Origin of the sequence: Mucilaginibacter ginsenosidivorax, from assembly GCF_007971525.1 — a bacterium.
Classification (GTDB): domain Bacteria; phylum Bacteroidota; class Bacteroidia; order Sphingobacteriales; family Sphingobacteriaceae; genus Mucilaginibacter; species Mucilaginibacter ginsenosidivorax.
The window spans coordinates 3037686-3062922 of record NZ_CP042437.1; the positions used below are offsets into that span (position 1 = coordinate 3037686).

The 25237-nt window shown below is 42.6% G+C and carries 17 protein-coding genes; 4 read left to right on the forward strand and 13 right to left on the reverse strand.

Annotation, left to right across the window (positions count from 1 at the left end; all coding sequences use genetic code 11):
- Positions 1-163 precede the first annotated feature (163 nt).
- Genes FSB76_RS12640 through FSB76_RS12690 form a run of 11 tightly spaced genes read right to left on the reverse strand, consistent with a single transcriptional unit; the run spans position 164 to position 17968 of the window.
- Complete coding sequence (locus FSB76_RS12640) at positions 164-976, reverse strand: PKD domain-containing protein (protein WP_147053922.1); 813 nt, start codon at positions 974-976, stop codon at positions 164-166.
- A gap of 30 nt (positions 977-1006) precedes the next feature.
- Positions 1007-2431, reverse strand: a complete 1425-nt coding sequence (locus FSB76_RS12645; protein WP_147053923.1) for a PA14 domain-containing protein — start codon at positions 2429-2431, stop codon at positions 1007-1009.
- A gap of 24 nt (positions 2432-2455) precedes the next feature.
- The gene (locus tag FSB76_RS12650; protein WP_147053924.1) at positions 2456-4159 is read right to left on the reverse strand and encodes an alkaline phosphatase family protein; all 1704 of its coding nucleotides are present in this window, start codon (positions 4157-4159) and stop codon (positions 2456-2458) included.
- Between the two features lie 29 nt (positions 4160-4188).
- Positions 4189-5811, reverse strand: coding sequence for a DUF5008 domain-containing protein (locus FSB76_RS12655; protein WP_147053925.1), 1623 nt, complete (start codon positions 5809-5811; stop codon positions 4189-4191).
- Between the two features lie 39 nt (positions 5812-5850).
- Positions 5851-6573: a hypothetical protein gene (locus FSB76_RS12660; RefSeq protein ID WP_147053926.1), complete on the reverse strand. Its 723-nt coding sequence runs from the start codon at positions 6571-6573 to the stop codon at positions 5851-5853.
- Positions 6574-6603: 30 nt separating this feature from the next.
- A complete protein-coding gene (locus FSB76_RS12665; protein WP_147053927.1) occupies positions 6604-8127 on the reverse strand; it encodes a RagB/SusD family nutrient uptake outer membrane protein in 1524 nt (507 codons plus the stop codon).
- 11 nt (positions 8128-8138) lie between these two features.
- Positions 8139-11285 (reverse strand): SusC/RagA family TonB-linked outer membrane protein, encoded by a 3147-nt coding sequence (locus tag FSB76_RS12670; protein WP_147053928.1) that lies wholly within the window; start codon positions 11283-11285, stop codon positions 8139-8141.
- 20 nt (positions 11286-11305) lie between these two features.
- The gene (locus tag FSB76_RS12675; protein WP_147053929.1) at positions 11306-12394 is read right to left on the reverse strand and encodes a DUF5007 domain-containing protein; all 1089 of its coding nucleotides are present in this window, start codon (positions 12392-12394) and stop codon (positions 11306-11308) included.
- 42 nt (positions 12395-12436) lie between these two features.
- On the reverse strand, positions 12437-13546 hold the full coding sequence (locus FSB76_RS12680; protein WP_147053930.1) for a fasciclin domain-containing protein: 1110 nt from the start codon (positions 13544-13546) through the stop codon (positions 12437-12439).
- An 11-nt stretch (positions 13547-13557) separates the two neighbouring features.
- Positions 13558-15060, reverse strand: coding sequence for a RagB/SusD family nutrient uptake outer membrane protein (locus FSB76_RS12685; protein ID WP_225976495.1), 1503 nt, complete (start codon positions 15058-15060; stop codon positions 13558-13560).
- Between the two features lie 22 nt (positions 15061-15082).
- Positions 15083-17968 carry a SusC/RagA family TonB-linked outer membrane protein gene (locus FSB76_RS12690; protein WP_225976496.1) on the reverse strand — a complete coding sequence of 962 codons (2886 nt, stop codon included), beginning with the start codon at positions 17966-17968 and terminating at the stop codon, positions 15083-15085.
- Between the two features lie 1041 nt (positions 17969-19009).
- Here FSB76_RS12690 and FSB76_RS12695 point away from each other — a divergent pair.
- From FSB76_RS12695 to FSB76_RS12710, 4 genes are all read left to right on the forward strand, one after another.
- On the forward strand, positions 19010-19903 hold the full coding sequence (locus tag FSB76_RS12695; RefSeq protein WP_147053932.1) for an SDR family oxidoreductase: 894 nt from the start codon (positions 19010-19012) through the stop codon (positions 19901-19903).
- A gap of 12 nt (positions 19904-19915) precedes the next feature.
- Positions 19916-20845, forward strand: coding sequence for an NAD(P)H-binding protein (locus tag FSB76_RS12700; RefSeq protein WP_147053933.1), 930 nt, complete (start codon positions 19916-19918; stop codon positions 20843-20845).
- Positions 20846-20857: 12 nt separating this feature from the next.
- The gene (locus FSB76_RS12705) at positions 20858-21778 is read left to right on the forward strand and encodes a helix-turn-helix domain-containing protein (protein ID WP_147053934.1); all 921 of its coding nucleotides are present in this window, start codon (positions 20858-20860) and stop codon (positions 21776-21778) included.
- Positions 21779-22022: 244 nt separating this feature from the next.
- Positions 22023-22925: an NmrA family NAD(P)-binding protein gene (locus FSB76_RS12710; protein WP_147053935.1), complete on the forward strand. Its 903-nt coding sequence runs from the start codon at positions 22023-22025 to the stop codon at positions 22923-22925.
- Positions 22926-23087: 162 nt separating this feature from the next.
- Here FSB76_RS12710 and FSB76_RS12715 read toward each other — a convergent pair whose 3' ends face one another.
- Together FSB76_RS12715 and FSB76_RS12720 are read right to left on the reverse strand one after the other, a co-directional pair.
- Positions 23088-24353, reverse strand: a complete 1266-nt coding sequence (locus FSB76_RS12715) for an FAD-dependent oxidoreductase (protein WP_147053936.1) — start codon at positions 24351-24353, stop codon at positions 23088-23090.
- 10 nt (positions 24354-24363) lie between these two features.
- Complete coding sequence (locus FSB76_RS12720; protein WP_225976497.1) at positions 24364-25149, reverse strand: helix-turn-helix domain-containing protein; 786 nt, start codon at positions 25147-25149, stop codon at positions 24364-24366.
- Between the last annotated feature and the right edge of the window lie 88 nt (positions 25150-25237).

A 25237-nucleotide genomic window follows, 5' to 3' on the forward strand; every position in this document is an offset into this window, starting at 1 on the left:
ATAACGCCGATACCTGAAAAATTAAAAACCGTAACCAGAATGATCCTTTTAATGCGTTGCCACTCAAAACATTCTGCGTTTTTCAACCGCAACCTTTACTTTATTCAGCCTAATGCAATTATGATTTCAGCTTCCATAAAAACGTGCCTATAAACATTGTGGCTTAGGGTTGCTTTTTATTTACTGTCCATTCGGCCATCTGAAAATCGCGGCTGCCGTTATTTGCCTTGATGCTTAACCTGTAAAATTTGTAGGGTACATTGTTATTGAAATGATATAATTTACGCTGGGCGCGGCCAGAAAACAACTCCCCTGTGCGCGAATGTAAGTTTATCCACTTTATCCCATCTTCGGAGCCCTGTAATATCCATGTTTTGGGATCCCGATCGGGCGAATCATTACCGCTTATCAAAGTGTACGCTCCTGCAAGGGCAGGAGTTTTAAGCTCATACTTCATCACCAGGTCGCCGGAAAAACCCGATTGAAAAAACTTTGAATTCGGATCACCGTCAACCACTTTTAAAGACCCCTCGTTTGCATTGGGGCCGCCGCCGTTATCGCGCGAAACAGTTAAAGTACCGCCAATAGTGGCAAAATAGCTCTCGCCAACCTTTGTTCTGTCAAAATTAGGATCGGCTACATTCAATATTATTTCCCGGCTCGATGAAAGCCCCTGCGAGTTTCTGGATGTTAGTACTACGTGGTATATGCCCTCAAATGCATATTTGTGTATTGGCGACTTTTCGACAGAAGTACTGTCATCGCCAAACTGCCACAATAACTCTTTATAATTGGTTGACGTGTTGGTAAACTGATATTTCAAAAAATCAACGCTATCTGCCTTCGCCGCCGTAAAACTTGTTAATGGCACAGGTTCGTCAATTACGGTAGTATCTGCCGGTTTATCCTTTTTACATCCTACCGACATCATTACAATGAGTATAAGTGCTGATATTATGCTAAATAACTTTTTCATTTGCCTTTTTTTATTAATCGTTATAAATGATTACTGCGCCGGAAATAATTGGCTTTTGGGTACAATCCGCCTTCCGTTGATGCCTGCCGATGGTACTTCATATTCAAGCCTCGCCTGTTGACCGCCAACATTTTCACGATGGTCTGCTTCTATCTTATATCGCTTTCCGCGTTCGAGGGTTATCTTGGCAAATCTGCTTGGAAGATCCCATTGGGTGGTAAAATCGTCGATAATAGCTTTGCCATCGATAAACAACCTGGCACCATCATCCCAGCGTGTTTGATAAAATATATACTCGCCGCGAACCGGGGCCAAAAACTCGCCGGTCCATCTTGATGAATAGTTATCGTTGCTGACAATGTTTGAGGGTAACCAATCGCCTCCAAAATCAATCGTTTCGTCTATCCTTACCAGCGATGGCGCCCTGCCGTCAAAATCAAGTTGCTGGTTGTTTGAAAAATATTCGGCTTTCAGGCCGGTGCCATTACCTGTTATGTATGAATTGTTGTCGAGATTAACCGTAGGCTCTACCAAAACAATTATTTTGCTGCTTGTTGGGTGTAAAATATGCCTTGTTGGTGCACTTAAACTTATTGCAAATGCAAATTTTTTGTTTGCAACAATATTGGCATCAAAAACCGGCCATCCTATCTGTAAACGTATTTGGGCCGTATTTGAATTGGAGTTTACCCGGATTAAGGTATCTATTGTAAAATTGGCCGGGCTTAAGTTGATGGTATTAGCCGGTAATACTTTGCTGCTCACAAGCTTATTAATGGTATCCGTATTTAGCTTTACGTGCACGTTAAATGCAGTACCTGCCTGACCAGACAGGTTGACAATTAATGGTATTGTAATGCCGGCAGGAGAGGTGGTGTAATTTTTTTTGTAATCAACGCTCATTATAGTGCCGCCATTTACAATTGACAGGTAATGGATATCTTTTTCGGCTATCAGCTGTTTGGTATTAAGCACAACCATAATATTCGATTTGGACGCTTTAATCACATTGCCTTTTCCGGGGTCGGTAAGTTTAAAAGCAAAAGCTACGTCTTTACCATAATTAGCCTCAAGTGTTGTAAGCCTTACTGTTGCAACTCCTGTTGCGGTTTCTGCACCGTAGGATACATTAATCACACTTGGATAATCAATAGCTCCGTTAGGTAGTACTACTGTATTTTTTAAAGTACCATTGGCTATTAATTGATTAATAGTATCACTATTAAGAGTGATACCTACCTGGAACGCTTTAGTTGCAGCCGCAGACAGCGATATTTTAAACGGGACTTTTACCGTTTCGTTATCCTTTGTTACTGCCGCAACAACAACACCATCGCCAGAAATACTTACGGCATTATTTTTAAGTAAACCTACGTCGTCAAGGTTATTATGCTTACAAGAAACAGTTACAAGGGTTATCCCAAGCAGTATGCTGTATATATAATTTTTCATCATCAATTAATTTATTGTGTATTAATCTTACTGATCTAGCCAAACTCTGCCATCAAGGCCCCAGCTTTGCCTGTTAGGAATCCTGAACCAGTTTATTATTTGTGCCGGTATATCTGTTGTTTGCGGCACAAATACTGCAAGTGCTTCGGCCGGCGGAGGGCATATCAGATCGTTAAAATCTTCCCACTTATAATCTCCCTTTAACTGAAAATCACGGGCCTGCGGGCCAACATCTTTCAGTTTATCGCCCTGCCCGTCGGTTCCCGGCCAGTAGGCTGCAAGAAAACTGTAATAAGGGTGCGCTTCTGAAATAGACGTTTCGCAGGCGTAATTACCAATTACCGCATCCGGTACATCCACTTTAAAAAACCTGATATCGCTTACATATACATCTGGTGTGCCATGCCCGTTGCCGTTTAAAAAACCCAACTTCAATGGGTTATTGTTATCAAGGCTTCCCGATCCTGTAATTTCCATTTCGTTATTAAAATTACCATCGGTATAAGTTCTGATAAAGCGTTTGCCGGCACGGATCTCGCATTTGACAGATAGGTTATGCCATCTCCCTTTCTGCAAATCAGCTCCCCTGCATTGCCTGTAATCGCCATCTTTTGTGCCCCTCATTTCAAAATACCAGTAGGCATCTTCCAGGTAAATAACCCAGCCTACACTTGGGTGCCCGCTTGACCACTCGTGTCTTTTACCCAATATGCTTGGCCAAAAAAACTTATCCTCGTTTTTTTTAACCTTAAGCTCAATTGTAAATTTGGTAGTATCGCCAAGATTAAACACATCTGCCGTATCAATTTCTGCCCTTACCGATTCGCCGTACAACCTCACCGTTTTACCTAAATAACGGTTTCCGGTAAATGGTTTTCCTATTACGCGTTGCTTGTACCTTGAACTATAATAGATAGTAAAAGTATTGGCGGCTGTATTGCTAAAAACCGTGTTGTCGTTTTGATTTGCCGGTATGGCAAACTTACCACCGCCGCTTGATGCTATAACTACCAGCCACTCCTCGTTCTGATAATTCTTCCGTTTTTTTAATGCATCCATTATAGCACCTACATAGCCATCAAACTTTTCAATAGCGGCTTTATATTGGGGTGCCGAGTTATCATAACCGTATTTGGCGCCGGCCTCGTCTATATCATTAAAATGCCCCAAAATCAAGCTTGCAGTATCGGTATTGATATTGTTTACAACAGCCGTTTTAATTTGCTCATCTGTATCAAACAGCTCGCTTACAGCGGTACCTGTGGTAAAATTATTTTTAAAAATTGCCGAAGATGAAAAGGCTACCATTTTGGCGGTAGGTTTTTCGTCCTTTATTCTTTGAAGCACCACCGGGTAGTTTGCCAAATTTGCTCCGGTTAAATTATCGTTTAAAACCAGGTGCTTTTCTTTTTTTACCCCGGTTAACATGTTGGCCCAGTTACTAACATCCCTGGTTGAATCAGGATCGCTTAATGCTACCCAGCTGTAAATGGAATTTGGCAGTAAGGCTTTAATATTTGGCACATTAGCGCTGTTTACAGATGTGCCTCTTGCCCCATCAACAATCAAATACAATACTTTGCGTTGGCCGTATGATACGCTGGTGGTATCGCTATAATTTTTGTCAGGCAACGCCTTTAAAAAATCTTTATTACAGGATATTACCGCAATGGCCAGTATGGAACACATTATTCCAAACACTATTCCCTGGTATTTTTTCTTCTGCCCCATCTTTTTATAGTTATAATTTCTTTTTTAATTTATTCAATGGTTACCCGTATAATGTTATTTACCGGCTGGTTATCAAACCTGTCGAACCCGCCTATCAGGTATAGCGCCCTCTTTCCATCGGCCGATTTTGTTTCAATTATATCTGACAGGCCACCCGAAAACGGACCGGTAGTGTTATAATTACCGGCAAGGTCGCCTTTGGAGTCAAGTACCATAAATCCGTTGCGTGTTACCTTGTTGTATTTTTTAAACCCGCCGCTAACTACTATTAAGCCGTCATCAAGCTGCCTTGCAAAGGCCGGGTAGCCGCCCTCAAATATTTTTGGCGCAAATGAATCATCAAGGCTGCCGTCCTGGTTTAGTAATGCCATACTTATTACAGGCTTACCATTATAAGTTCTGAACACCCCTGTAATGAGGTATTTTTTTGTAACAGTGTTATAGGTTAATGATGAGATACTGTTATCGGCCCCTAAACCCGCCTTAAATGTGTTATCGATACCACCATCGGCATTTAACCTTACAAGGCGCCCTGCCGGGGTTTGGTCAAACGTGGTAAAGCTTCCAAAAACCACAAGCTTCTCTGCCAGTGCGGCATCTGTGTGCATATATGAATCTATAGGGCCGTTTGCTGCCGGCAGGCCTTTATTAGCGGCAATATTAAAACGAAACGTTTTATCTAATGAGCCATCCAGGTTAAAGCGCAGCACCTGCCTTATCTCGGTGCTATCTACAATAACCGTATCTTTTGTAAAATCGTGGTTAGGCTTTTTATAGGTGCGGTGTACATAGTACCTGAAGTTTCCGGTTGCCAGTATTTTATTTTGATGGTTGTACACCCTGTTTATAAACTCGTTTGTACCGCCATTAAATTTTGGAAAATACTTGGTGGTGTCCCTTGAGGTATCTTTTTGGGTAGGCCTGCGGTACACTTTTATACCTATTGTATCAACGCTACCGTCAACTCCCAAACTGGTTATGTTGCTAATATTATCTGTGCGTTGGCTGTAGCCGCTAAAGCCGCCCGCAATAATAAACTTCGAGTTTATCTGCATAACCCTGGCTAAGGCACCGTTAGCTGCTTTACCAGTCCTGAAGGTACGGTCAAACTCGCCATCGGATGATGTTCTTACAATCCGGTTAAGCGGCGTAATGATACCCTTGTTATCGTAATTGGTAAACCGGCCTATTACCAGGTTTCTGCCATCGGCCAATGGGAATATCTGGCTCACGAAGTTGTTTGCACCCAAAGTAGCCCGGAAGGAAGGATCGACATTGATAAGTCCGTTAACCTTAAATAGCGGCCCTAACACCAGCTGATCATCTATAGCAATAGAAGTAATACCGCTGCTACCAAACGGCGGAACTTTTACTTTAATGCCTGCCGCAGTAACCTCGGTAATTTGCCCTTCCTCGCCATTAAACATAAATTTCAGTTTATCCTTATAAGGCAGCAACCCGGTTGCTTTAAAGGTAATTTCGGACCCTACCGCACCTGATGTAGGGCTTGGTAACGCATCGCGGCTAAGAGAAACGCCCAATGGCGGCTTGCCATCACCATAAGGAGCTTCAAAGGTATCCTTAGTTTTTTTGCAGCTTTGTATAACTAAGGCTGCCATGGCAAATATTATTATGTATCTGATTTTTTTCATATGTCAATTAGTTATTGATCAAACATCAACGCAAATATTTTAGTTGGATGAATGAAGCCCTGTATTATAAACATCAGTGAAGAAATCGTTTCTATCGAATCCAAAGTATGCTCCGTTATACTGTAACGTGTGCACTACTCCATTTTTTGGTTTAATATCTGATGACGATATATATGTTCGGAAAACCGCGTTTTCGGCATTGTTTATATCAAGCACATAGCTAATGATGAGGCTGCGCGGCCCTATATATCTTACCTTGTTTGCATCGCCGTAAATAACCCCGATGTTGCATACATCGCCACTGTATGAATAATACAATGCGCCGGGATATTGATTTTGAAGATCCAGGTCAATCTGCGGGTAATCTTTAAGCCTGTTGATACCTTTAAACATGTAGCGCTGCAGGTATTTACGCCATATTAACGAATCGATATCTGCTAACCTTTTTACGGTGTCGCGCCCTACATCAAACAGAAACTGGTTTAATGAGCCCGAAGTTTTTGCATTGCCGATGGTTCTTTTTATAACATCGTCATCAGGGGCAAAAAAGGTAAAATCAGTTTGGTGAAAAGTATTCTCAAGCCCTGCCAACTTCACAATTTGCGCTATGGTATCAAACGGAACAGCCTTTGCCTGTAAATATTGAAGCATGTCTCCGGGATAATCTGCATTAGCTTTCCCACCATCCCTGTAGTATTCATCCCGTTTACACCCGGTAAGTACCAATAATAAACCAGCACAAACAATAATTATATTTCTCATAATTGTTATCATTATTCTTTTAACTATGTTTTAATTACCACCGTTTACCCAATAGGCATTTAGTGTCATGAAAGGATTATTGGTTAATGCATCGCTGCTGATAGGCCATGTCCAGGCGCCCCTGTTAAATTTATCTAAGGTTAATACATTGTATGACCACTCGCTGCTAAGTATCCTGCGGGTGCGTACCAGGTCGAAATAATGATGACCTTCGCCCATCAGTTCGCGTGATCTTTCTAAAAAGATAAAGTCCTTCAGGTCCTGGCCGCCTGAACCTGAATATTGCGAAGCTTCGGCCCTGTCTCTGACCTTGTTAACCAGCGCTATAGCTTCATTATCCTGGCCCAGTTCGGCCATTGCTTCGGCACATAGCAAAATTTCGCCGGCGTACCTAAAAATCATAAAAGTATTATCGGGGTTACTATCTTCTTCGCCGGTTGCAAATGCGTTCTGAGCGAATTTTAACATCATAAATTTTCCATTATCGGCATATATGTCTTCATTAAACCATATGGTAGCCCGTTTATCTGCAGTTCCGGGATATAGTTTTTGCATATATTCTCCGCGGAAATAAGCAAAGCTTATCCTGTGTGTATACTCCGGTCGCTTATAGGGATAATGCAAAAACATATCTCCGATGGGTGCTATGTTTGAGTTTGCATCGCCATAGTTAACGCTGCGATAAAATTCAAACAGGCTTTCGTCCGATCGTCCTTTAATAACCGTGGCCCATTCTGCAATTGGCAATAACCTGTATGCGTTGCTTTTAATAAGCTCCTGGCCCAGATCAACAGTTTCCTGGTAATACTTATTGGCATTGGTCTTATCAAAACCGGCGTTCCACATATTCATATTCATCATCAGCGCTATGATGCTGCCCCTGCTTGCCCGTACTCCTTTTAGGGCAGGGTCCGAATAAGTCCAGGGCATGTTGTCTTTATATGTTTTCAGGTCGGCAATACATTTATTTAAAACCGAAACCATGTTTTCACGGGGTAACGAAGTTGAATGAAAAGCATCGGTATAATAAGGCACATCGCCATAAAGCCGAACCATAAAGAAATAAGCCAGCGACCGTATAAAAGCCGCTTCGCCTTTAAATTGATTTTTCTCGGCGGCGGATACTCCGGGTATGCCTTCATCCAGTTTCGATATCAGGATATTGGCGCCCTGCACAACCTGGTAATAACCCGTCCAGTTGGTAATCTTATAAAAATTGTAAAAGTTCCATGGCGGGTTGCCGTTGATAAGGCCCAGCAAATCGTTTCTGCCCAATACTTCAACATACTCGCGGGCCGGGCCCAGATCTGATTGTGCTTCGTGCATTACCTCGCCAGAGCGGTATTCGCCGGTAGCGCCTATGAAATGAGTTTCGTTGATCTTCCCAAAAAACAGCCGCGAAAGATCATATATATTGGCAACAACATCCTCTTTTGAGCGGTAAAAGTTGTTACCCGTTAACTTATCAATAGGTTGAATGTTTAAAAACTTTTTACAGGCAGGTAAACAGAAACTTCCTGTAATTACTAAAATGTATAAAATACTTTTTTTCATGATTCTAAGTTTTATTTACTTGTGTTGAGTTCTAAGTTTAAACCAATATTATAGGTACGCGGCACTGGGTATCCGCTGGAAATATCCCGCCCCAGCGTTGTTACGTTCTCGGGGTTTGGCCCCTTATAGCTCGAAAACGTAGTAAGGTTATTGGTTGAGAAATATACCCTTAGGTTGTTAAAACCAATTTTGCGGATAAGCTTGCGATCAAACGAGTACGACAGCGTTACGTTATTTATTTTAAAATACGATCCATCCTCTGCCCATAATGTTTGATCGGGCCTTAAAGGCTGTATCTGGTTATAGGTAGAAAACGAGTAAGGATTTGGGTAAACCGTATGGTCGCCCGGCTTCCTCCAGATATCCATATTACTTAATGGCACAACAGCCAATAAATCATAAGGATTGCGGGATATGGCCAAACGATCGGCCAATGCATTATTCAGAACAGTTCTTTTGGCGGTAAATGTTGCGTAAATGTTAAGGCCAAAGTTTTTGTAGATGATGTTTGTAGATATACCACCGGTTACCAAAGGCTGCGAATTGCCGGTTATTTCATAATCTCTGTCGTCCAATATATAATCGCCGTTAACATCTTTAAAAATAGGGTCGCCTGCTTTAAACGGCACCCCGTTCGACGAATATTTTTTCCCGGTTGCGGGGTTTACCGGTACATCGGCATCAGTTGCATATACACCCTGGTTGATGTGCAAATAGTTCGACAGCGTGTTTTGGCCTACCCTGAAAACAATGTGCTGTAAATAAGGGCTGTTATCAAACTTAATGTACTGACCATTATACTCGGCAGGGAGCTTTAGTAAAATATCGCGGTTGATGGCACCATTCATCGAGATACTCCAGTTAAAGTCTTTTGAAATTACCGGCCTTACTGTAAGCGTTAACTCATAACCATAATCGGCAATTGCTACATCATTGCTCACCCGGCGGTTAAAACCGGTGGTGTTTGATAAAAACCTGTCGAACAATAAATTATCAACCTTTTTATAATAGGTATCAAAATTTAAATCAACCCGGCTTTGAAACAACCCGATATCAAATCCTAAATTGTATTGTGTGGTAGTAGTTGGTTTTAATGTAGGATTGGGTACAAAATCATAATTTATACCAATGGTTGGATTGTTGTTAAAGTTGCCATTCAGGTTATAGATACCGTAAATACTTTGCAAGCTGCCTGTAGGCACAATATTTTGGCCCCAGGTTAACCTTATACCTCCATAAGTAAGCCATGGCAGATCTTTAAACCAGTTTTCTTTACTGTAATTCCATTTTAAGCCCACTGATGGGTTTTTGGAGTAGGGATTCTCTAACCCGTTTGATGACGTGCCATCTAACCGGTATGAAAGCTCAACCACGTATTTGCGCTGAAAATCATAACTCACCGCACCGGCAAATGACGCAATGGTGGCATTTTTGTAATTGGAAAGTACCCCCCCCCCACGCGAGTAATATGAATCGTAACCTACCGGCCCCTGGAGCTGATCATTAGGCGTGCGCTCTTGCCTGATGATGCCACTTTGGCCGCCCTGCTTATATATTTCATTAAATAAGTTAACAAATATATTATGGTTGCTGCCCAATGTTTTAGCATAAGTAATGGCGTTACGGTTGTACAAGGTGTAGTTTCGGCCCTCAAAATCATATACCTGTGCAAATTGCGAATTGGCCGCAGCCGGCGTAAATGTCGATTCGGCATCAGAGGTATAATCATAACTGATGCTGGATGATAAAGCAAGCCCGGGAATAAACTCGTACCGGCCGTCTACGTTGGCCCTTATATTTCTTGAGCTGTTGCTGTTCAGTGTTTTCAACGCCGATGTAACACCATCTGACGACAGGTAGAATGATGGCGGCGGCAATAAAGTTGATGCCTGGCCATTTGACGCAACACCTTGTTGCAACAGCCCCAGGCCATCGCCTTTAGCTTGGCTGCCTACCGAACCGAATAAGGAACCGAAAAACCTAAACTTGTCGTTTGGTTTAAACTCCATGTTCATGTTTAGGTTATACCTGTCAAATCCGGTGTTTTTTATTACCCCTTTTTCTGAGTAGTAGCCAACGTTTGCTTTGTAGTTGAATTTCTGATCGCCGCCATCTAAAGCCAGGTTATGGCTTTGGTTATAGGTAGTTGCGTAAAATATAGACTGCCAGTTGGTTGAATTATTCCAATAAGCGTTCAAACTATCGGCCAAAAAGCCTGTCAATCCTATTTTTCTTAACTCATCAACAGTTGTTGCATTTGATAATATTTGCTGAATTTTTGCGCGGCGCTCATCGTTACCTCCTAATGTTTCGCGCAGTTTTGGCGGCGCATTAACAAAAAAGTTAGTGGTATAACGCACCCTTGGCACCTTTGAATTGCCGCGTTTGGTGGTAATAATAATTACACCATAGGCGCCTCTTGAACCATAAAGAGAGGTTGCCTGGGCATCTTTCATGATCTGGATACTCTGGATATCTTCCACCGGAATCAAGGACAACGGACTAACCCCGGGGCCCTGGGTTTGAAAACCAAACTCAGCTGCCTTATCGGCATCCAGCGGTACCCCATCAATAATGTACAGCGGAGATGTTGGCTGTAAAAACGATTCGTTACCGCTGCCGCTAACACTAAGGGTTGACAAGCCACGCACCTGTACCGAGCCCCTAAAGCCCGGCGCGCCCGTATTGTTCTGAATGTTTAAACCGGCAACCTTGCCTTGCAGTAGCTGTTCAAAACTCGATACCGGGATATCGGCTATATCCTTATTGGTAATAATTGCCGAAGCACCTGTGGTGGTTTCCTTATTACGGTTTTGATAACCTACAATAACTATTTCATTAAGCCCTTTTTTGTCTTCGCTTAATGTGATGATAACGTCTTTCTGACTTTCTTCAACCTTTAACTTTTGAGTAACAAACCCAATAAATGAGAATGAAACTACAGAGTTGACAGGCACGGTAATGGAAAATCTTCCGTTGGCATCAGTTTGGCCTATTCCCTTTTTATCTATAGAGATATTTACCCCCACCAGCACCTTGTTTTCGGGCTTATCAAGTACTTTACCAGAAACCGTTATATTTTTTGTTTGCGCGTATATATCTGCATTGCAGATTATGCAAACTATCAGTACTACGTAAAATAGTATATGTTTTCTCATTTCAGTGGCTTTAAATGCTATTATTCGTTTTCGAACTTTGGATTATCCTTCAGGAAATGGAAAACTATTTCCCAGTCTCCTTTTCTGTATATGGCAAAATCGATCCCGAAACTTGCCACTACCCTAACACCGCCAAAACCAATTCTCGAATACCTGAATTCGGCATGATCCCGTGTACCCCCGGGAGCATATATTGTAGGTATCTCAACTAAAGGAATTGGGTAAGCCACATCATACTGCGCGTATGTAAGTGTTTTTTGAAAGTTAAACCCGTGCACTATCTTATCCCATACCGTTTCATTAAACAAAGCGGGGTTCATTTCTACCGAGTCTTTATTTAAAAATTTAAACCTCAGCGAATTCCCTGTACCACCGGTAAACGGGCGGATATAAACTACCACGTCTTTTTTATCGTCGTTGCTTTCAAGTGGTATATCGGTAGTAGCTCCAATAACATTATTTAAAAATGGCCTTATATAATTCCTGCTTAATGGATTATAAGGTGTTTTTGGATGAGGGGCCGGACCGCCTGAATAAATATTAAAATCATCAGATGGTTCATAAGGGCGCTCGCGGAAAGGCCTTATCTGAAAATCGCGAATAATGGTATGTCCGCCGGTGTTGGTGATCTTGAGATCAAAAAAGCGGGTATCCTGCGGAAAATTTGTGCTATCGGCCGGCCTCGGGGCAATAAGTTCATTAGTTGACGATGCCCATAAAATGAATTCGCCGGATGGGAGTACTTCAAATAATGGATGTTCCTGCAGTTTTCTTTTGGCTTCAATTTCGGCCAGGCTTTTTTCCAGGCCATTGTAAGGAGCTGTCCAAACATAAGTGGCTTTTTTCTGAAAAAGATCTGTCACCGGCCGGCCATCGCCAAAGCGGGCGTTAACAATTTCAAACTTTATAGGCTGTGTTGAATTATCGCCATTGAAGCCGCCTATCACTGTAGTGCGCCCAATAATTGGTTCAAATATCTTATTGCTGTAATTTACATTTGAGCTTAAATAGTCCTTATCATTTGGCAGGTTAAATATCTTTTTACAACTGCTTAATACTGCAATAGCAAACAAGAAGCAAATGAACTCTTTTTTAAAATATGTTCGCATCTGTTTATGGTTAATTGTATTAATTCCTTGAATTTTCATTACTTATTTAGCTTTATTTATTGACCATTCAGCTAACTGGAAAAGCCCGCCGTCCCTGAGTTCTGTAATGTCAATGCGGTAAAATTTATAAGCTACTGTGTTCGGGCAGCTGAAAACTTTTGTCTGGTACCGTTCTTCAAAAAAGAAATTGCTGCGCCTATCCAGTTCAACCCAGGTTTGCCCGTCATTTGAACCCTCGTAAGTCCAGGCCCTTGGGTCTCTTTCGGGCGCATCGTTTGCCGAAGTAAGTGTGTATACACCCGATACTGCCGGCGTATTCAGCTCAAACCTGATCCATAACCTGCCTTGTAGCTCTGCCAGGAATTTGGTGTGATCATCTCCGTCAATAACTTTTTTAGATCCTTCGCCATTATCAGGTCCGCCATCATTATCTCTTAACACAGATAGTTTACCTCCAATTAATGATATTAAGTTTGGTGGCGGCGGGATAAATGTGAGACGGGGAACAAACTCGTCAAACCCGAAAATATGGTCGGCGCTTACCACATGTACTACCCCATTTTTGGTAATGATGTTATTAGATCCTGTTGTGGTTGTTGACCAAAAGCGGATAAATTTGCTTTTTTTGGTATTGCTGAATTCAATCACCTGCGGACCACCATCAACCAAACCCGATGAGGATGCCCGGGTAACTTTACCATGCATCGGATACCCAAAACGAACGCTGGTCAAATCAAGCCCATCCTGTAAGGTTAACGAATCGGTAGTGCGCCTTCCTCTCATAATGTAGTATGAAGCCATGGTATCCAGCTGTACACCATCAATGTTCGAAAGAAAAAGCGGGTCTTTATCCCCTTGTCTTCTTAAGGTGTTCAGGTTGTTAATTGCCAGTTGAAAACTGGGATTTGTAACGGCAAACAAGGTTACATTACTATCGGTTAAAGTTTGTTTTAAACCCATTCTGTCAATCACAGCTATCAGCGAATCATAAACACCAGGTTTGCTTTTTAAATATTCATAGGTATTGCCGGCAAACGTGGGGCTGTTAGTTGCCGTGCTATGGTATCCCCCATCTTTTTTACAGGCAGACAGCAATAGTGCCATAACTACTGATAACTTTAAGGCACTCATATATTTTTCAAAGTTTTTCATATATGGTCTGATTATTTCCAAAATGGATTTTGAGTTAATAAGTTGTTTTGTGAAATAAGCTTACGGGATACCGGCCAGTAAATTCCCTGGGAGTTTATCAGGTTTAAAAAAGCAGGATTATTTTGCTTGATTTTATTGTACCTTACCAAATCGTACCATCGCTGCCCTTCACCCAGTAACTCGCGATGCCGCTCATCAAAAATCAGGTCAATCAACTCTCCGCTATTGATGGTGATAGTGGTTATGCCACGCCTTGTCATTACGTTTATCAACTCGCCTATAGCACCGTTTTGATCACCTAAAACAGCTAATGCCTCGGCGCGTAATAAAACAATATCTTCAAGCCTGGTAAAAATTAATGCGCTGGTGAAATACCTGAAAGTAGGGTCGGTGGTACCTCCCTGGATAACTTTTATCTTACTAAAAATGGGGTACTTACCATTTATATTGGTAAAATATCTTTCGGACCGTGGCAGCCCAAGTGTATCAACACTAAAGCGTTCGTCATTTGGCTGATTAAATATTTTTAAAATGGTATCCTTAGGCATATATATATCAGGAACCTTTTTATTTAAAACAGGCTCGGCCAGGGTCAACTCTTCTATATGGCCGGTTCCAGACCCATCAATATGTCCCCAGTCGGAATTGAAGCCAAACATCTGACTGGTGTTTTTATTAAAAAAGAATCCGTTTGATTTGGTCAGGTCCTCGGTATTCTGGAAACCTATACCGCTTTTACCGTAGTTATCCTCAACAAATTTGGTATAGGTGGCAACATCGGTATAATTGCCTTGCCATGCCGCTAAATGAGCCAAAACAGCGTAAGCCGTATTTTTTGTTGCTAAAGCACCTCCCCACCTGGTTCTGTCCTCGTTGTAATAGTTACCTGGTTGCTGAACATCGCCGCCACTATAAATAAACGGCAAATCGGTGGCGGCTGTTAGCATTTCCTGCTGAGCCCAAACTAATATCTTACCTTGATTTTCACGGGGTTTGTTTTCAAACTTACCATCGTGCGAGGTAATAATAAACGGCACATCGCCCCATATCCTAACCATGTAGAAGTAAGCAAAGGCTCTGAGGAAGCGGGCCTGGGCAACATCAACAATCATATTGTTTTCTGTATAGCGCTTATCTGCCGCTTTTACATCGCCAACCCGTTCCAGGAAAATATTGGCGGCGTTAACGATGGCATAAAACCTGGTCCAGTCGGATAAAGCGTCCACCGTTGGATAGGATGCATTTAGTTTATTGCCGGCAATGGCCTTAAGGTCGGGCCTGTTTGGGCTGATAAACTCGCCTGTCCTAACATCTCCATACAGCCAATGGCTGTCGTTATCAGATAATGCGGCACGGGTAAGCGCGTAAATTCCCAGCAGGCCGGCACGGGTATCTTCCAGCTTATTCCACATGTTCACTTCGGCAACCACCCTTACAGAATTTATATCCAATGTTTTATTACAACCGGTTAAGGCCACAAAAAACAGAAGCGTGATATATAATATCTTTTTCATTTTTGTAATTCGTTTTTCCATGCTATAATTCCATTTTCACTCCTAATGTGTAGGTTCTTGGGATTGGCAGTCCGTAGCCTGTATCATACCCGTTATAATTTACCAGCTCGGGGTCCTGCCCGGTGTAAGGAGTGATGGTAAATACATTATTTACTGATGCATACACATAAAACCGCGTCACGTTTATGCTTTTTCTACGCAGTGTTTTGGTAAGGTCGTACCCAACTAACACCGTCCTCAATTTCAGGAATGAAGCATTTTCAAGAAATAAATTCTGATCAACACGGTAAGGAATTACTGTGCTCCATGGATTATATAAAGGGTACTTGCTGTAATCTCCACGTTTTTCCCAATAAGTAATTTCTTTAACAGAGTTAACATCACTATTACCTTCCCTGTTAATAAAATCAAACCGGTTAGCCATCTCCTGGTTAATCAGGTTTCGGCCCAGGTTAAAATAAAAATTGAGGTTTAAGCTCCAGTTACCGTATCTGAAATTATTATCAAAACCACCCGATATTTTGGGCAACGAATGGCCTGTTAATATTTTGTCGTTATTGTCAATGGCGTTATCGCCATTCAAATCGCGCCATTTAGGATCACCTGCCTGCAGTGGGATGCCGTTATACTTAGTGGGTTGTCCGTTAACCACCGGTACCTGGTCATTTGAAGTATAAATACCATCGTTCACTAAAAGCCAGTATTGATCAACCGGCTGGCCAACCTTTAAAAGCTTATCACCAATTATAATTTCATTTAAGCCTCTTGGTAGTGCCTTTAATTTATTGGTATTGTGGTTGAGGTTTAAAGATGATGACCAGCCAAAATTTTTATGATTGATTATATTGGCTGCTATAGAAACATCTATACCGCTGTTATTTACAGCCATCCCACTTTCTATAGATTGCTTATAACCGTACTCGGCAAAGGCAGGTATGCCAATAAGCTGGTTCTTTTCGTCTTTATTGTACCAGTCAACAGATAAGTGTAAACGGTTGTTAAGTAAACCGGCATCTACGCCAAGATTAAGCTGATCTGAATACGACCATGGGATACCGTAGCCAATCCACCCGGTTGAGTATGGCCTGGTTAATACACCAAATGCATTATAACCAGGTACAGTTAAATTACCGGTATAGCCTACCGATGCGGTATACTGCGGACCTTGTGCATAATTATCATATGCATTCAATCGCCCTAACCTACCTGCGCTAACACGCAATAAAAGGTCATTGACTGTAGTGTTATCCTTCAGTATCTCTTTTTTAATATTCCATGCTGCAGAAACTACAGGCGAATAAAACCAACGGCTTGTTGGCTGAGCGTTTGATGAACCATCAGCACGTAATGTAACCGATAACAGGTATTTTTCTTTTAGTGTGTAATCTACTTTGCCATAAAACGACACCAGGTTGTCCCTGGTTTTATCTAAAAAGCGATATGTTAATTCACGTGGAAAGGCAACGGGAGTTAAATAATTAGGATCATTGGGGTCTGAGTTTAGCAGGTTTATTTTGATAAAATCGTTTACCCCTTTATATGCATACGCATTGCTGTATTTGTAAATATTCCATTGGGTTGATTGTCCAACCTCCATCTGAAAATCATGTACTTTGTTTAGATTGAAAGAGTATGTTGCTTTATTATCCAACATTAATCTTTGGTTAAAGCCAAAGTAATTTGATGCGTAACTATTACCCTGCAAAAGTGTACGGGCATAAAACACATCACGATAACCTTCATTATAATCTACACCAAAAGTGGTACTGAAATTGAATTTTCCAAATTCAACGCCAATCCTTGCATACCCATCAATGATGTTGGTTTTGTTATTGTCGAAGCCTTTTTGATACTCTTTAAGATAGTTGGCGTAATAATCTTTATTGGGCGGCAAGGGGGCGCTCAAATCCGGAAAGTAATTGATCTGTGCAAACCTATCTCGTAAATTTTTATTACGGGTGCGATCCAACCTGTTAGCATTTACCATGGTTGAAAACAAAAGCCACTTTACGGGTTTCATATTGATGTTAAACATGGCGCTATACCGATTTAGCGCTGTTCCATCAGCAACCCCTTCATTTTTCATATCTCCTAAAGAAAAGCGGAAATTCGCCCGGTTTGTACCACCTGAGATGCCGAAGTTGATACCATAAACTAAAGCATTACGATAATAAAGATCGCTCCAGTCGGCTTTTCCGCTATAAACATTATTTAGCGAATCGCTTAAATAAATAGGATAATTTTCATCATCAGAATATCTGCCGTTGGTAGTATACTGATCGTAAAACCTTTGCCTGAAAGCGTTTTCGTACTTACCATTTATGGTTGTTACCTGCGGCCGTTGCGCTAACCCGATATACGAATCAAAAGTGATGCTCCTTGATGCGCCGGGCGTTTTTGAGGATAAAACAATTACTCCGTTTACAGCCCGTGGCCCATAAACCGCAGTAGCCGCCAAATCCTTCAGTACTTCAATAGAAGCAATATTGTTCATATCAATACCGGCAAATATGTTAGTAGCAGGGCCGGGCCTGTTAAACTCATATTGCTGAATATCAAAAGCAAACGGGTGTTCGGTTATTATCGGGATACCATCAAGTACCACAAGCGGCTGTGATTGGTAAACTTCCCTTTGCGATAACAAAGGCATCGGCGCGCCCCGTATAAACATGTTTTGCACAGAACCAGGCTCGCCCGAAGGCTCCTGAACATATAGGCCGGCGAATTTCCCTTTTAAAAGTTGTTGTAATGAAACTGCAGGAAATAAGGATAACTCATAAGGTTTTTTAGTAACGCTATCGGTAAAAAAGTTATAAATAGTACGCTTTTTTATAAAGTTGGTACTATCCTTTAGCAACGAGTCCTTAACAGTTGTATCGCGACGAACTGTGGTGTCGTTGTTAAACACAATATAGTTGATTTTGCTTCTCTCTCCCCTATTATCTTTAGCTAAGCAAGTAAGTGCCTTTGTAGTAATTGCTAAAAAAACTACAAAGCACAGCCATAAGTATCGCATAATTAATGGATAATTTGATTAATGGATATAAAAATTGATTTTGTAAAGGATTATACCTTCACCAGGACAGTATGCTGCTTAAGCATCTGAGGCATTTGCCAGGAAGAGTGGTGTTGAGTAAGGTTTGTGGGCATAGATTTTAGTTTAAGTATTTACTGAGTTAATTGCAGGCAGGAATAAATATTCAGGACTAAATCCTAACATTTTAGGTTACTACAAATTGTTTTGGGACTGATTGCCGGTGGCCGACAATAATAATTGACCATAGCCGTCATGGCCATAATGGCATTTTTTTTTGCATTCATAATTTGGTAAATGTTAGTTAAATACAGGCAGTTAATTTTTCATTAATTTAAGCCGGTATTGTATTATTATAATTGTGAAATAAAAATATGATAAAAAACGAACTAACGTTTCGCCGCAGTTTAAATTGATACGATTTGAAGAAATGTTGATACGATTTGTTGCAGATTGGTTAATCCGAGCAGCAATTTTGAAGATTACGCGAGGTTTAATCAGTTTACTCCTTGCTATTTAGAACACTATCCCCGTTTTTAATCAAAGAAGTACTTATTATCGTCTTTTTTATTATATCAATATTCTATTTGGAGATTATTATTAATTACTGACAATAGAATATGTCAAATTAGTTTCTGATAATTAATAACTATCGTATTAATTACCATGTTATGTACTCAAGTCACCCCATTTATCTATTTGTTATTTTTAAATAGATTCCAGGTTGTCAAAAAATGGCGTTACATAAAACTACAGATTTATGGTAAAACCTAAGTGTAGTAGTATTTAACGGTGTAAAGCAAGCTATGTTAAGCAACAAAACCTGCCAATCGTTTTGGCTAAATCAAAAGCAGATTCGGCTAAATCCGTTGCGTTCCTGCAACCGACATTTGTAGTATCAATAATTATTAACTTATGAAAGTATTTGTTACAGGGGCCACGGGCTTCGTCGGTTCTGCCATTGTACAGGAATTATTAGGTGCCGGTCACCAGGTTTTGGGCCTTGCCCGTTCGGAGGCTGCTGCAGATAAATTGCTGGCGGCGGGAGCCACGGTGCATCGCGGCGACCTGGAGGACCTGGATAGTTTGAGGAGCGGTGCAACAGCAGCCGACGGTGTAATCCACGCAGGTTTTATACACGATTTTAGCAGGTTTAAAGAAGTATGCGAAGTAGACAGGCTGGCTATAGGGGCCATTGGCGAAGCGCTGGCAGGGTCAGAAAAGCCATTTATCGTAACATCGGGTACCGCCCTGGTTAGCCCTGGCAGGCTGGCTACCGAGGATATCATACAGCAACCCAATCCCGCGTTTCCCCGGGCTTCAGAGGCAGCAGCAGATGCCGCCGCCGCACTGGGTGTAAAAACTTCAATAATCCGTTTGTCTCCATCCGTACATGGCAATGGCGATCTTCATGGTTTTGTACCTATACTCATTAACATTGCCCGCCAAAAAGGTGTTTCCGCTTATGTAGGTAATGGCCTTAACCGCTGGAACGCGGTGCACCGGCTGGATGCCGTCCATTTGTACCGGCTGGCTTTAGAAAACGGAGGCAAAGGCAGCCGGTTTCATGCCGCTGCCGAAGAAGGAGTTACATTTAAGGCTATTGCCGAAGCTATCGCAAAGCAACTCAATATTCCGTCTGTGTCTGTATCTCCTGAAGAGGCTGTTGAATACTTCGGCTGGTTTGCGGGTTTTGCCGCTATTGACTGCCCGGCTTCAAGCAAACTTACACAGGAATGGCTGAACTGGCATCCCACACAACCAACTTTACTTGCCGACCTGGAGCAGGGTGTATACAACAATATATAAGCCGAAATAATTATGAAAATTGTTGTTACCGGTTCATTAGGGAATATAGGTAAACCATTAACGCAAATACTCGTTGGCCAGGGGCACCACGTAACTGTCGTCAGCAGCAATCCCAAAAAACAACAGGACATTGAAACTTTAGGCGCAAAAGCGGCTATCGGCTCCATTGCCGATATTGAATTCCTGGCCCGCACCTTTACAGGGGCGAACGCGGTTTACGGCATGATACCACTAAGTTTTACCGAACCAGACCTGGGTAGCTATTTACGCCGTATGGCACAAAACTACACACAGGCGCTGCAACGGGCCCAAGTTAAGCGGGTGGTAGTGATGAGCGGCTGGGCGGCTGATTTGGTACAAGCAGAGAATGTTGAAGATGTTTTTGATGTGCTCACCGGTGTTTCCATCACCGTTATGCGGCCGGCCTCTTTTTATACCAACTTCTATCAATCGATGGACCTTATCCGGGGCAAAGGGCTCATGGGAAAACTCCTAACCTTGCGTTACTCCGGTTTGTGGGCCTTGCTAAGCGGCAAAACCGGCCTGCTGATGGGGAATTACGGCGGGGATGACCGAACGGTTTTTGTATCACCCCTTGACATTGCCGACGCAGTGGCGGAGGAGTTACTGTTGCATCCCGAAAAGAAAACTACCCGCTACGTAGGCAGCGAGGAAATGGCCTGTAATGAAGCCGCCCAAATTATTGGCAAGGCTATAGGCAAGCCCTGGCTTAAATGGGTATTGCTCACAGACAAGCAAATGCTACAGGGCATGAAGATGGCCGGGTTACCAGAAAAACTGGCCGAAACACTGGTAGAAATGCAGGCCGCAATGCACAGCGGCAAAACCCTACAGAATTTTCACCGTAGCCAGCCAAGAATGGGTAAAGTTAAACTGGCCGACTTTGCTAAAGAATTTGCCGTGGTGTATCACAAAAAATAAGTACATTGACATATGAGCAGCAATCAGCCTTTACGGTTCAAAACCATTACCGAATATCACCGGGCGGCGGGGCTACCCAAGCCAGAACACCCGCTAATCAGCCTGGTTTGGATGGATACTGTTACTCCGCCCATAACCAAAGGTTCGTTCAGCCTCATCTTCGATTTTTACTCTATTTCGATGAAAAGGGTACACAACGCTAAATTCAAGTATGGCCAGCAGGCGAGCGATTTTGACGAAGGCGTATTGTTTTTTATGGCACCCGGCCAGGTTTTTGGTATTGAGCTTGAAAATAACACGATGCATAGACCCGAAGGTTGGATGATACTGATACACCCGGATTTTTTATGGAACACAACGCTGGCAAAAACCATCAGGCAGTACGAATTTTTTAGCTATTCTGTATATGAGGCCTTGTACCTTTCTGATAAGGAAGAAAACATGCTTACAGGCATTGTACAAAACATTGAGCAGGAGTATCACGCCAATATCGACCGGTTTAGCCAAAATGTGATCATCGCGCAGCTGGAACTGTTACTTACCTATGCCGAGCGCTTTTACCAACGCCAGTTTATTACCCGCAAGATTGCCAGCCACGAGATACTAACGCGTTTGGAAGATCTGCTTTCTGCCTATTTCAACAGCGGCAGCCTTGCTAAACAAGGTTTACCCGGTGTGGCCTATATTGCCGAAAACTTAAATATTTCGCCCGGCTATCTCAGTGGGCTGCTAAAGTCGCTTACGGGCCAAAGCACACAGCAACATCTTCACGATAAGCTAATTGAACTCGCTAAGGAGAAGCTATCAACAACCAACCTGTCTGTCAGCGAAATTGCTTACGAACTGGGCTTTGAGCACCTGCAATCTTTCAGCAAATTATTCAAAACAAAAACTAATTTGTCGCCGCTGGAATTTCGCCACTCTTTCAATTAAAAAAATCGGTGTTTAGCGGATTGACTAATATCTCCCGGGGCTTCTTCATTTCAATATACAATCGTTATTGCATAAGTTATTTCAGCAAGCATAGTCCGCTTACGCTGGATAGCCTTGCCTTGCGCCTTTAAATGAAATCGAATATTAAAATGGGTTAGCATAGTTTTGGATACAACAAACGCAGATATGGTTAAATCTATCCGGGGGGCGATGGCAAACTTTGTAATGTTAAATACACAACATTATGAAAATTATCATTACAGGTTCTTTAGGGAACATTAGCAAACCATTGACAGAAAAATTGGTACATAACGGGCACCAGGTTACCGTCATCAGTACGAGGCCGGAAAGACAGGCGGAGATTGAAAATATCGGCGCGCAAGCAGCGATAGGATCCATGGAAGACGTTGATTTTTTAACAGCCACCTTCGCAACGGCGGATGCTGTATACTGCATGGAATCTCTTGCACCAAACGCTTTTTTTGATAAAGATTTGGATGTATCAGCCGCCATTATCCAAATATGCAAAAATTACCAAAAGGCTATTCAGGAATCAGGCGTTAAGAAGGTTATTCATTTAAGCAGCATCGGGGCTCATACCGATAAGGGCGTTGGTCTTTTGGCGTTTCATTATCAAGCAGAGCAGATTTTTAATGAACTGGACGATGATGTGAGCATTAAGTTTATGCGCCCCGTTGGTTTTTATTATAACATGCTGGCATTTATACCCACCATAAAGGCCCAGGGCACCATTGTAAGTAATTACGGAGGCGATAACAAAGAGCCCTGGGTTTCGCCACTGGATATTGCAAGTGTTATAGCCCAGGAGTTTGAGAAGCCGTTTGAGGGCCGCACCGTTCGTTATATTGCCAGCGATGAGGTGGCTCCGAATGAGGTTGCAGCGGTTTTAGGCCAGGCGGTGGGTAAGCCCGATCTGCAGTGGACAGCCATCCCGGATGAGGCGTTTTTAAATAGACTTGTGAGTTTCGGCATGAACCCGCAAACAGCCAGGGGGTTTACGGAGATGAATGCCGCGCGGTTGAATGGTATACTTTATGAAGATTATTATAAACACCGCCCGGAGTTGGGGCCGCATAAGCTGAACGATTATGCCAAAGAATTTGCAGCAATTTACCACCAACAATAGTATTTGTTCCGGCATCAACGTACCAGCCTGTTTATTGTGATAGGTTGGCAATAAGGTTGGATAACCCGGTGATAACGCACCTTAAATTAAACTTGCTAAATGAAGTAATAAGGCTGTTTTCAGCTTTATTACTTCATTTAGAGCTTAAAGCCTGGGAGCACTTCATCGGAGTATTTTTTGGACAGGGGGCAGGCCTATCGCTTTACGGATTGCAGGCATAACCATCACTTTAACAAGGTAATTACCGATAAATAACCCTTGCTTGAGTTTGTTTTTACCAAACATCGCCAGCATTTGTTTTAAAGCATCGGGTTGATGCATCCATTCGGTGTTGAATAAGGTAGCCTGCCCAATCCTGCCGAACCGGGCGAACATTTGCTTTTCATAATGGGCGATAGCTTGCCGGGTATCGCTGAATTTGGCATCGGTAAGGGCTTCGCTCAGTTGCAGTGCATCCAGCATGGCCATATTAACGCCTTCGCCTGCAAAGGGCGGCATCCAATGGGCCGCATCGCCCAGTAGCGTAATGTTGGGTTTGGCGTCCCATTTTTGGTCAAGTGGCATACAGTACTGGGGGCGGGGGATAAACAGCGTATCGGCACTTTCAAACAGTTCCCACCAAGCCGGGTTCCATTCTGCAAACTCCTTTTTAAACCAGGCCAGTACCTGCTGGTTGTCATTAAAGTTGACGCCGCTTTCCTTCGCCCAAAACTCATCAGATTTAAAGCTGACGGCAAAACCAAAACTTCCGTCGCCTTTTGAACTAACAATCAGCGTTTTTTGGTTTCCATAGGCAAATATTTTTCCACCCTTTAACAATTGATGAATTACCGGGGCTGTTTTTGCACCATCTTTGAGCGAGCCTTCCAACATGGTGATACCCGTCCAGTAGGGTTTAATACCGGTAACAAATGGCCTTATCTTGCTGTTCGCTCCATCGGCACCGATAACTAAATCGGCCATGATGGTGTTACCGTTTTTAAAAACCAGCCTCCAGGTATCTTGTATTTGTTCAATGGATACAATATGGCTGTCCCAAACAACTGTGCCGGGCAATAACGAATTCAATAAAATCTCCCTAAGTGGCCCCCTGTCAATTTCGGGACGATAGTTTTTGTCGCCAAATTTTTCGTTAGTTATTTCGGCGTGCTGATCGGCATAAACGGCCAGCTGGCTGTCCGTTACACGTACAAGTTCGGCTCCAGGGCGGTAGTGGGTTTTAAATTCATCCATCAAGCCTGCTTTAGTTAAAGCAGCCAGGCCCGACTCGGCGTGCAGATCAAGTGCGCCGCCCTGCACTCTTACCGCTGCATTCACGTCTCGTTCATAAACTTTCACGTTTGCTCCTTTTAGCTGCAGCAGCCGTGCAAGTGTTAAGCCGCCCGGGCCGCCGCCAATGATGGCGATGTTTTTGTGTTGAATGTTCATGTGGGCAAAACTACCCCTTAGGCAAAGCCGATAATAGTATAAATCGGTCGTTTTGATTTTTGGCTAATTCTTTCGGCACCACGCCCGAAAACTTTTTAATCTCTTTAATAAAATGTGTTTGATCGGCAAAATTCTGCTCCGGGAAAAGCTTGCCGTCCCTGATCTGCTGCAGGGATGCCCTGAACCGGAAAATATTGCAATACGCTTTTAAAGAAATGCCAAACTGCTCATTAAAATAACGATTGATTTGCCTGCTGCTCCAACCCACGCTATCGGACAATTGCTGAACAGTTAGCGACCCATTGGAAGCATAAATCAGGCGAAACAATTTTTGCTTACGGTTGTCAATACCTGTTTTAACAAGGCCAAGCATCGTTGCAGTTGTCTTTTGACAGAAGGTTTCAAAATCTCCCAGGTCATCAGCGGTGACGTTCCAAAACCCAGGCGGTAAAAGCCGCCCTTCATTTAATATAGAGGCCATTTTGATATCCAACAGGTACTCAATAGCCAATAATTTAAAACTAACGGCAAACATCACCATATGGGCGGGAATTGAGGCCTGATCGGGCTGGGTGTCAAGCCCCCGCAGTGTGGCATGAAAAGGCTGGTTGGCAGCAACAGAAAATATAATATCAAACCGCCCGTCGGGCAGTACAACAATCTCCCTGGCGTTAGCCGAATCATTCCGGATCATCCAGAAGCTTTCCACAAAGTCGGCAAGCCCGGCGGCAGGCTGGGTGGTTTTTAATTCGAAACCCTCTTTTACCATTAATTTATCGGCATTGTTAAGCGGCATCAAGTTAAGCATTATTCAACTCGGGGCAAATGCATCTAATTGGGTTAACATAACTTAACACATTTCAGAAAAAAAGTTTATAAATATT

Coding starts and splice junctions, on each gene's coding strand:
- FSB76_RS12680 (WP_147053930.1), bottom strand. CDS start 13,546: ATGAAAAACTTTGAAAAATATATGAGTGCCTTAAAGTTATCAGTAGTT.
- FSB76_RS12695 (WP_147053932.1), top strand. CDS start 19,010: ATGAAAGTATTTGTTACAGGGGCCACGGGCTTCGTCGGTTCTGCCATT.
- FSB76_RS12645 (WP_147053923.1), bottom strand. CDS start 2,431: ATGATGAAAAATTATATATACAGCATACTGCTTGGGATAACCCTTGTA.
- FSB76_RS12650 (WP_147053924.1), bottom strand. CDS start 4,159: ATGGGGCAGAAGAAAAAATACCAGGGAATAGTGTTTGGAATAATGTGT.
- FSB76_RS12720 (WP_225976497.1), bottom strand. CDS start 25,149: ATGCCGCTTAACAATGCCGATAAATTAATGGTAAAAGAGGGTTTCGAA.
- FSB76_RS12670 (WP_147053928.1), bottom strand. CDS start 11,285: ATGAGAAAACATATACTATTTTACGTAGTACTGATAGTTTGCATAATC.
- FSB76_RS12685 (WP_225976495.1), bottom strand. CDS start 15,060: ATGAAAAAGATATTATATATCACGCTTCTGTTTTTTGTGGCCTTAACC.
- FSB76_RS12715 (WP_147053936.1), bottom strand. CDS start 24,353: ATGAACATTCAACACAAAAACATCGCCATCATTGGCGGCGGCCCGGGC.
- FSB76_RS12700 (WP_147053933.1), top strand. CDS start 19,916: ATGAAAATTGTTGTTACCGGTTCATTAGGGAATATAGGTAAACCATTA.
- FSB76_RS12660 (WP_147053926.1), bottom strand. CDS start 6,573: ATGAGAAATATAATTATTGTTTGTGCTGGTTTATTATTGGTACTTACC.
- FSB76_RS12705 (WP_147053934.1), top strand. CDS start 20,858: ATGAGCAGCAATCAGCCTTTACGGTTCAAAACCATTACCGAATATCAC.
- FSB76_RS12640 (WP_147053922.1), bottom strand. CDS start 976: ATGAAAAAGTTATTTAGCATAATATCAGCACTTATACTCATTGTAATG.
- FSB76_RS12710 (WP_147053935.1), top strand. CDS start 22,023: ATGAAAATTATCATTACAGGTTCTTTAGGGAACATTAGCAAACCATTG.
- FSB76_RS12655 (WP_147053925.1), bottom strand. CDS start 5,811: ATGAAAAAAATCAGATACATAATAATATTTGCCATGGCAGCCTTAGTT.
- FSB76_RS12665 (WP_147053927.1), bottom strand. CDS start 8,127: ATGAAAAAAAGTATTTTATACATTTTAGTAATTACAGGAAGTTTCTGT.
- FSB76_RS12675 (WP_147053929.1), bottom strand. CDS start 12,394: ATGCGAACATATTTTAAAAAAGAGTTCATTTGCTTCTTGTTTGCTATT.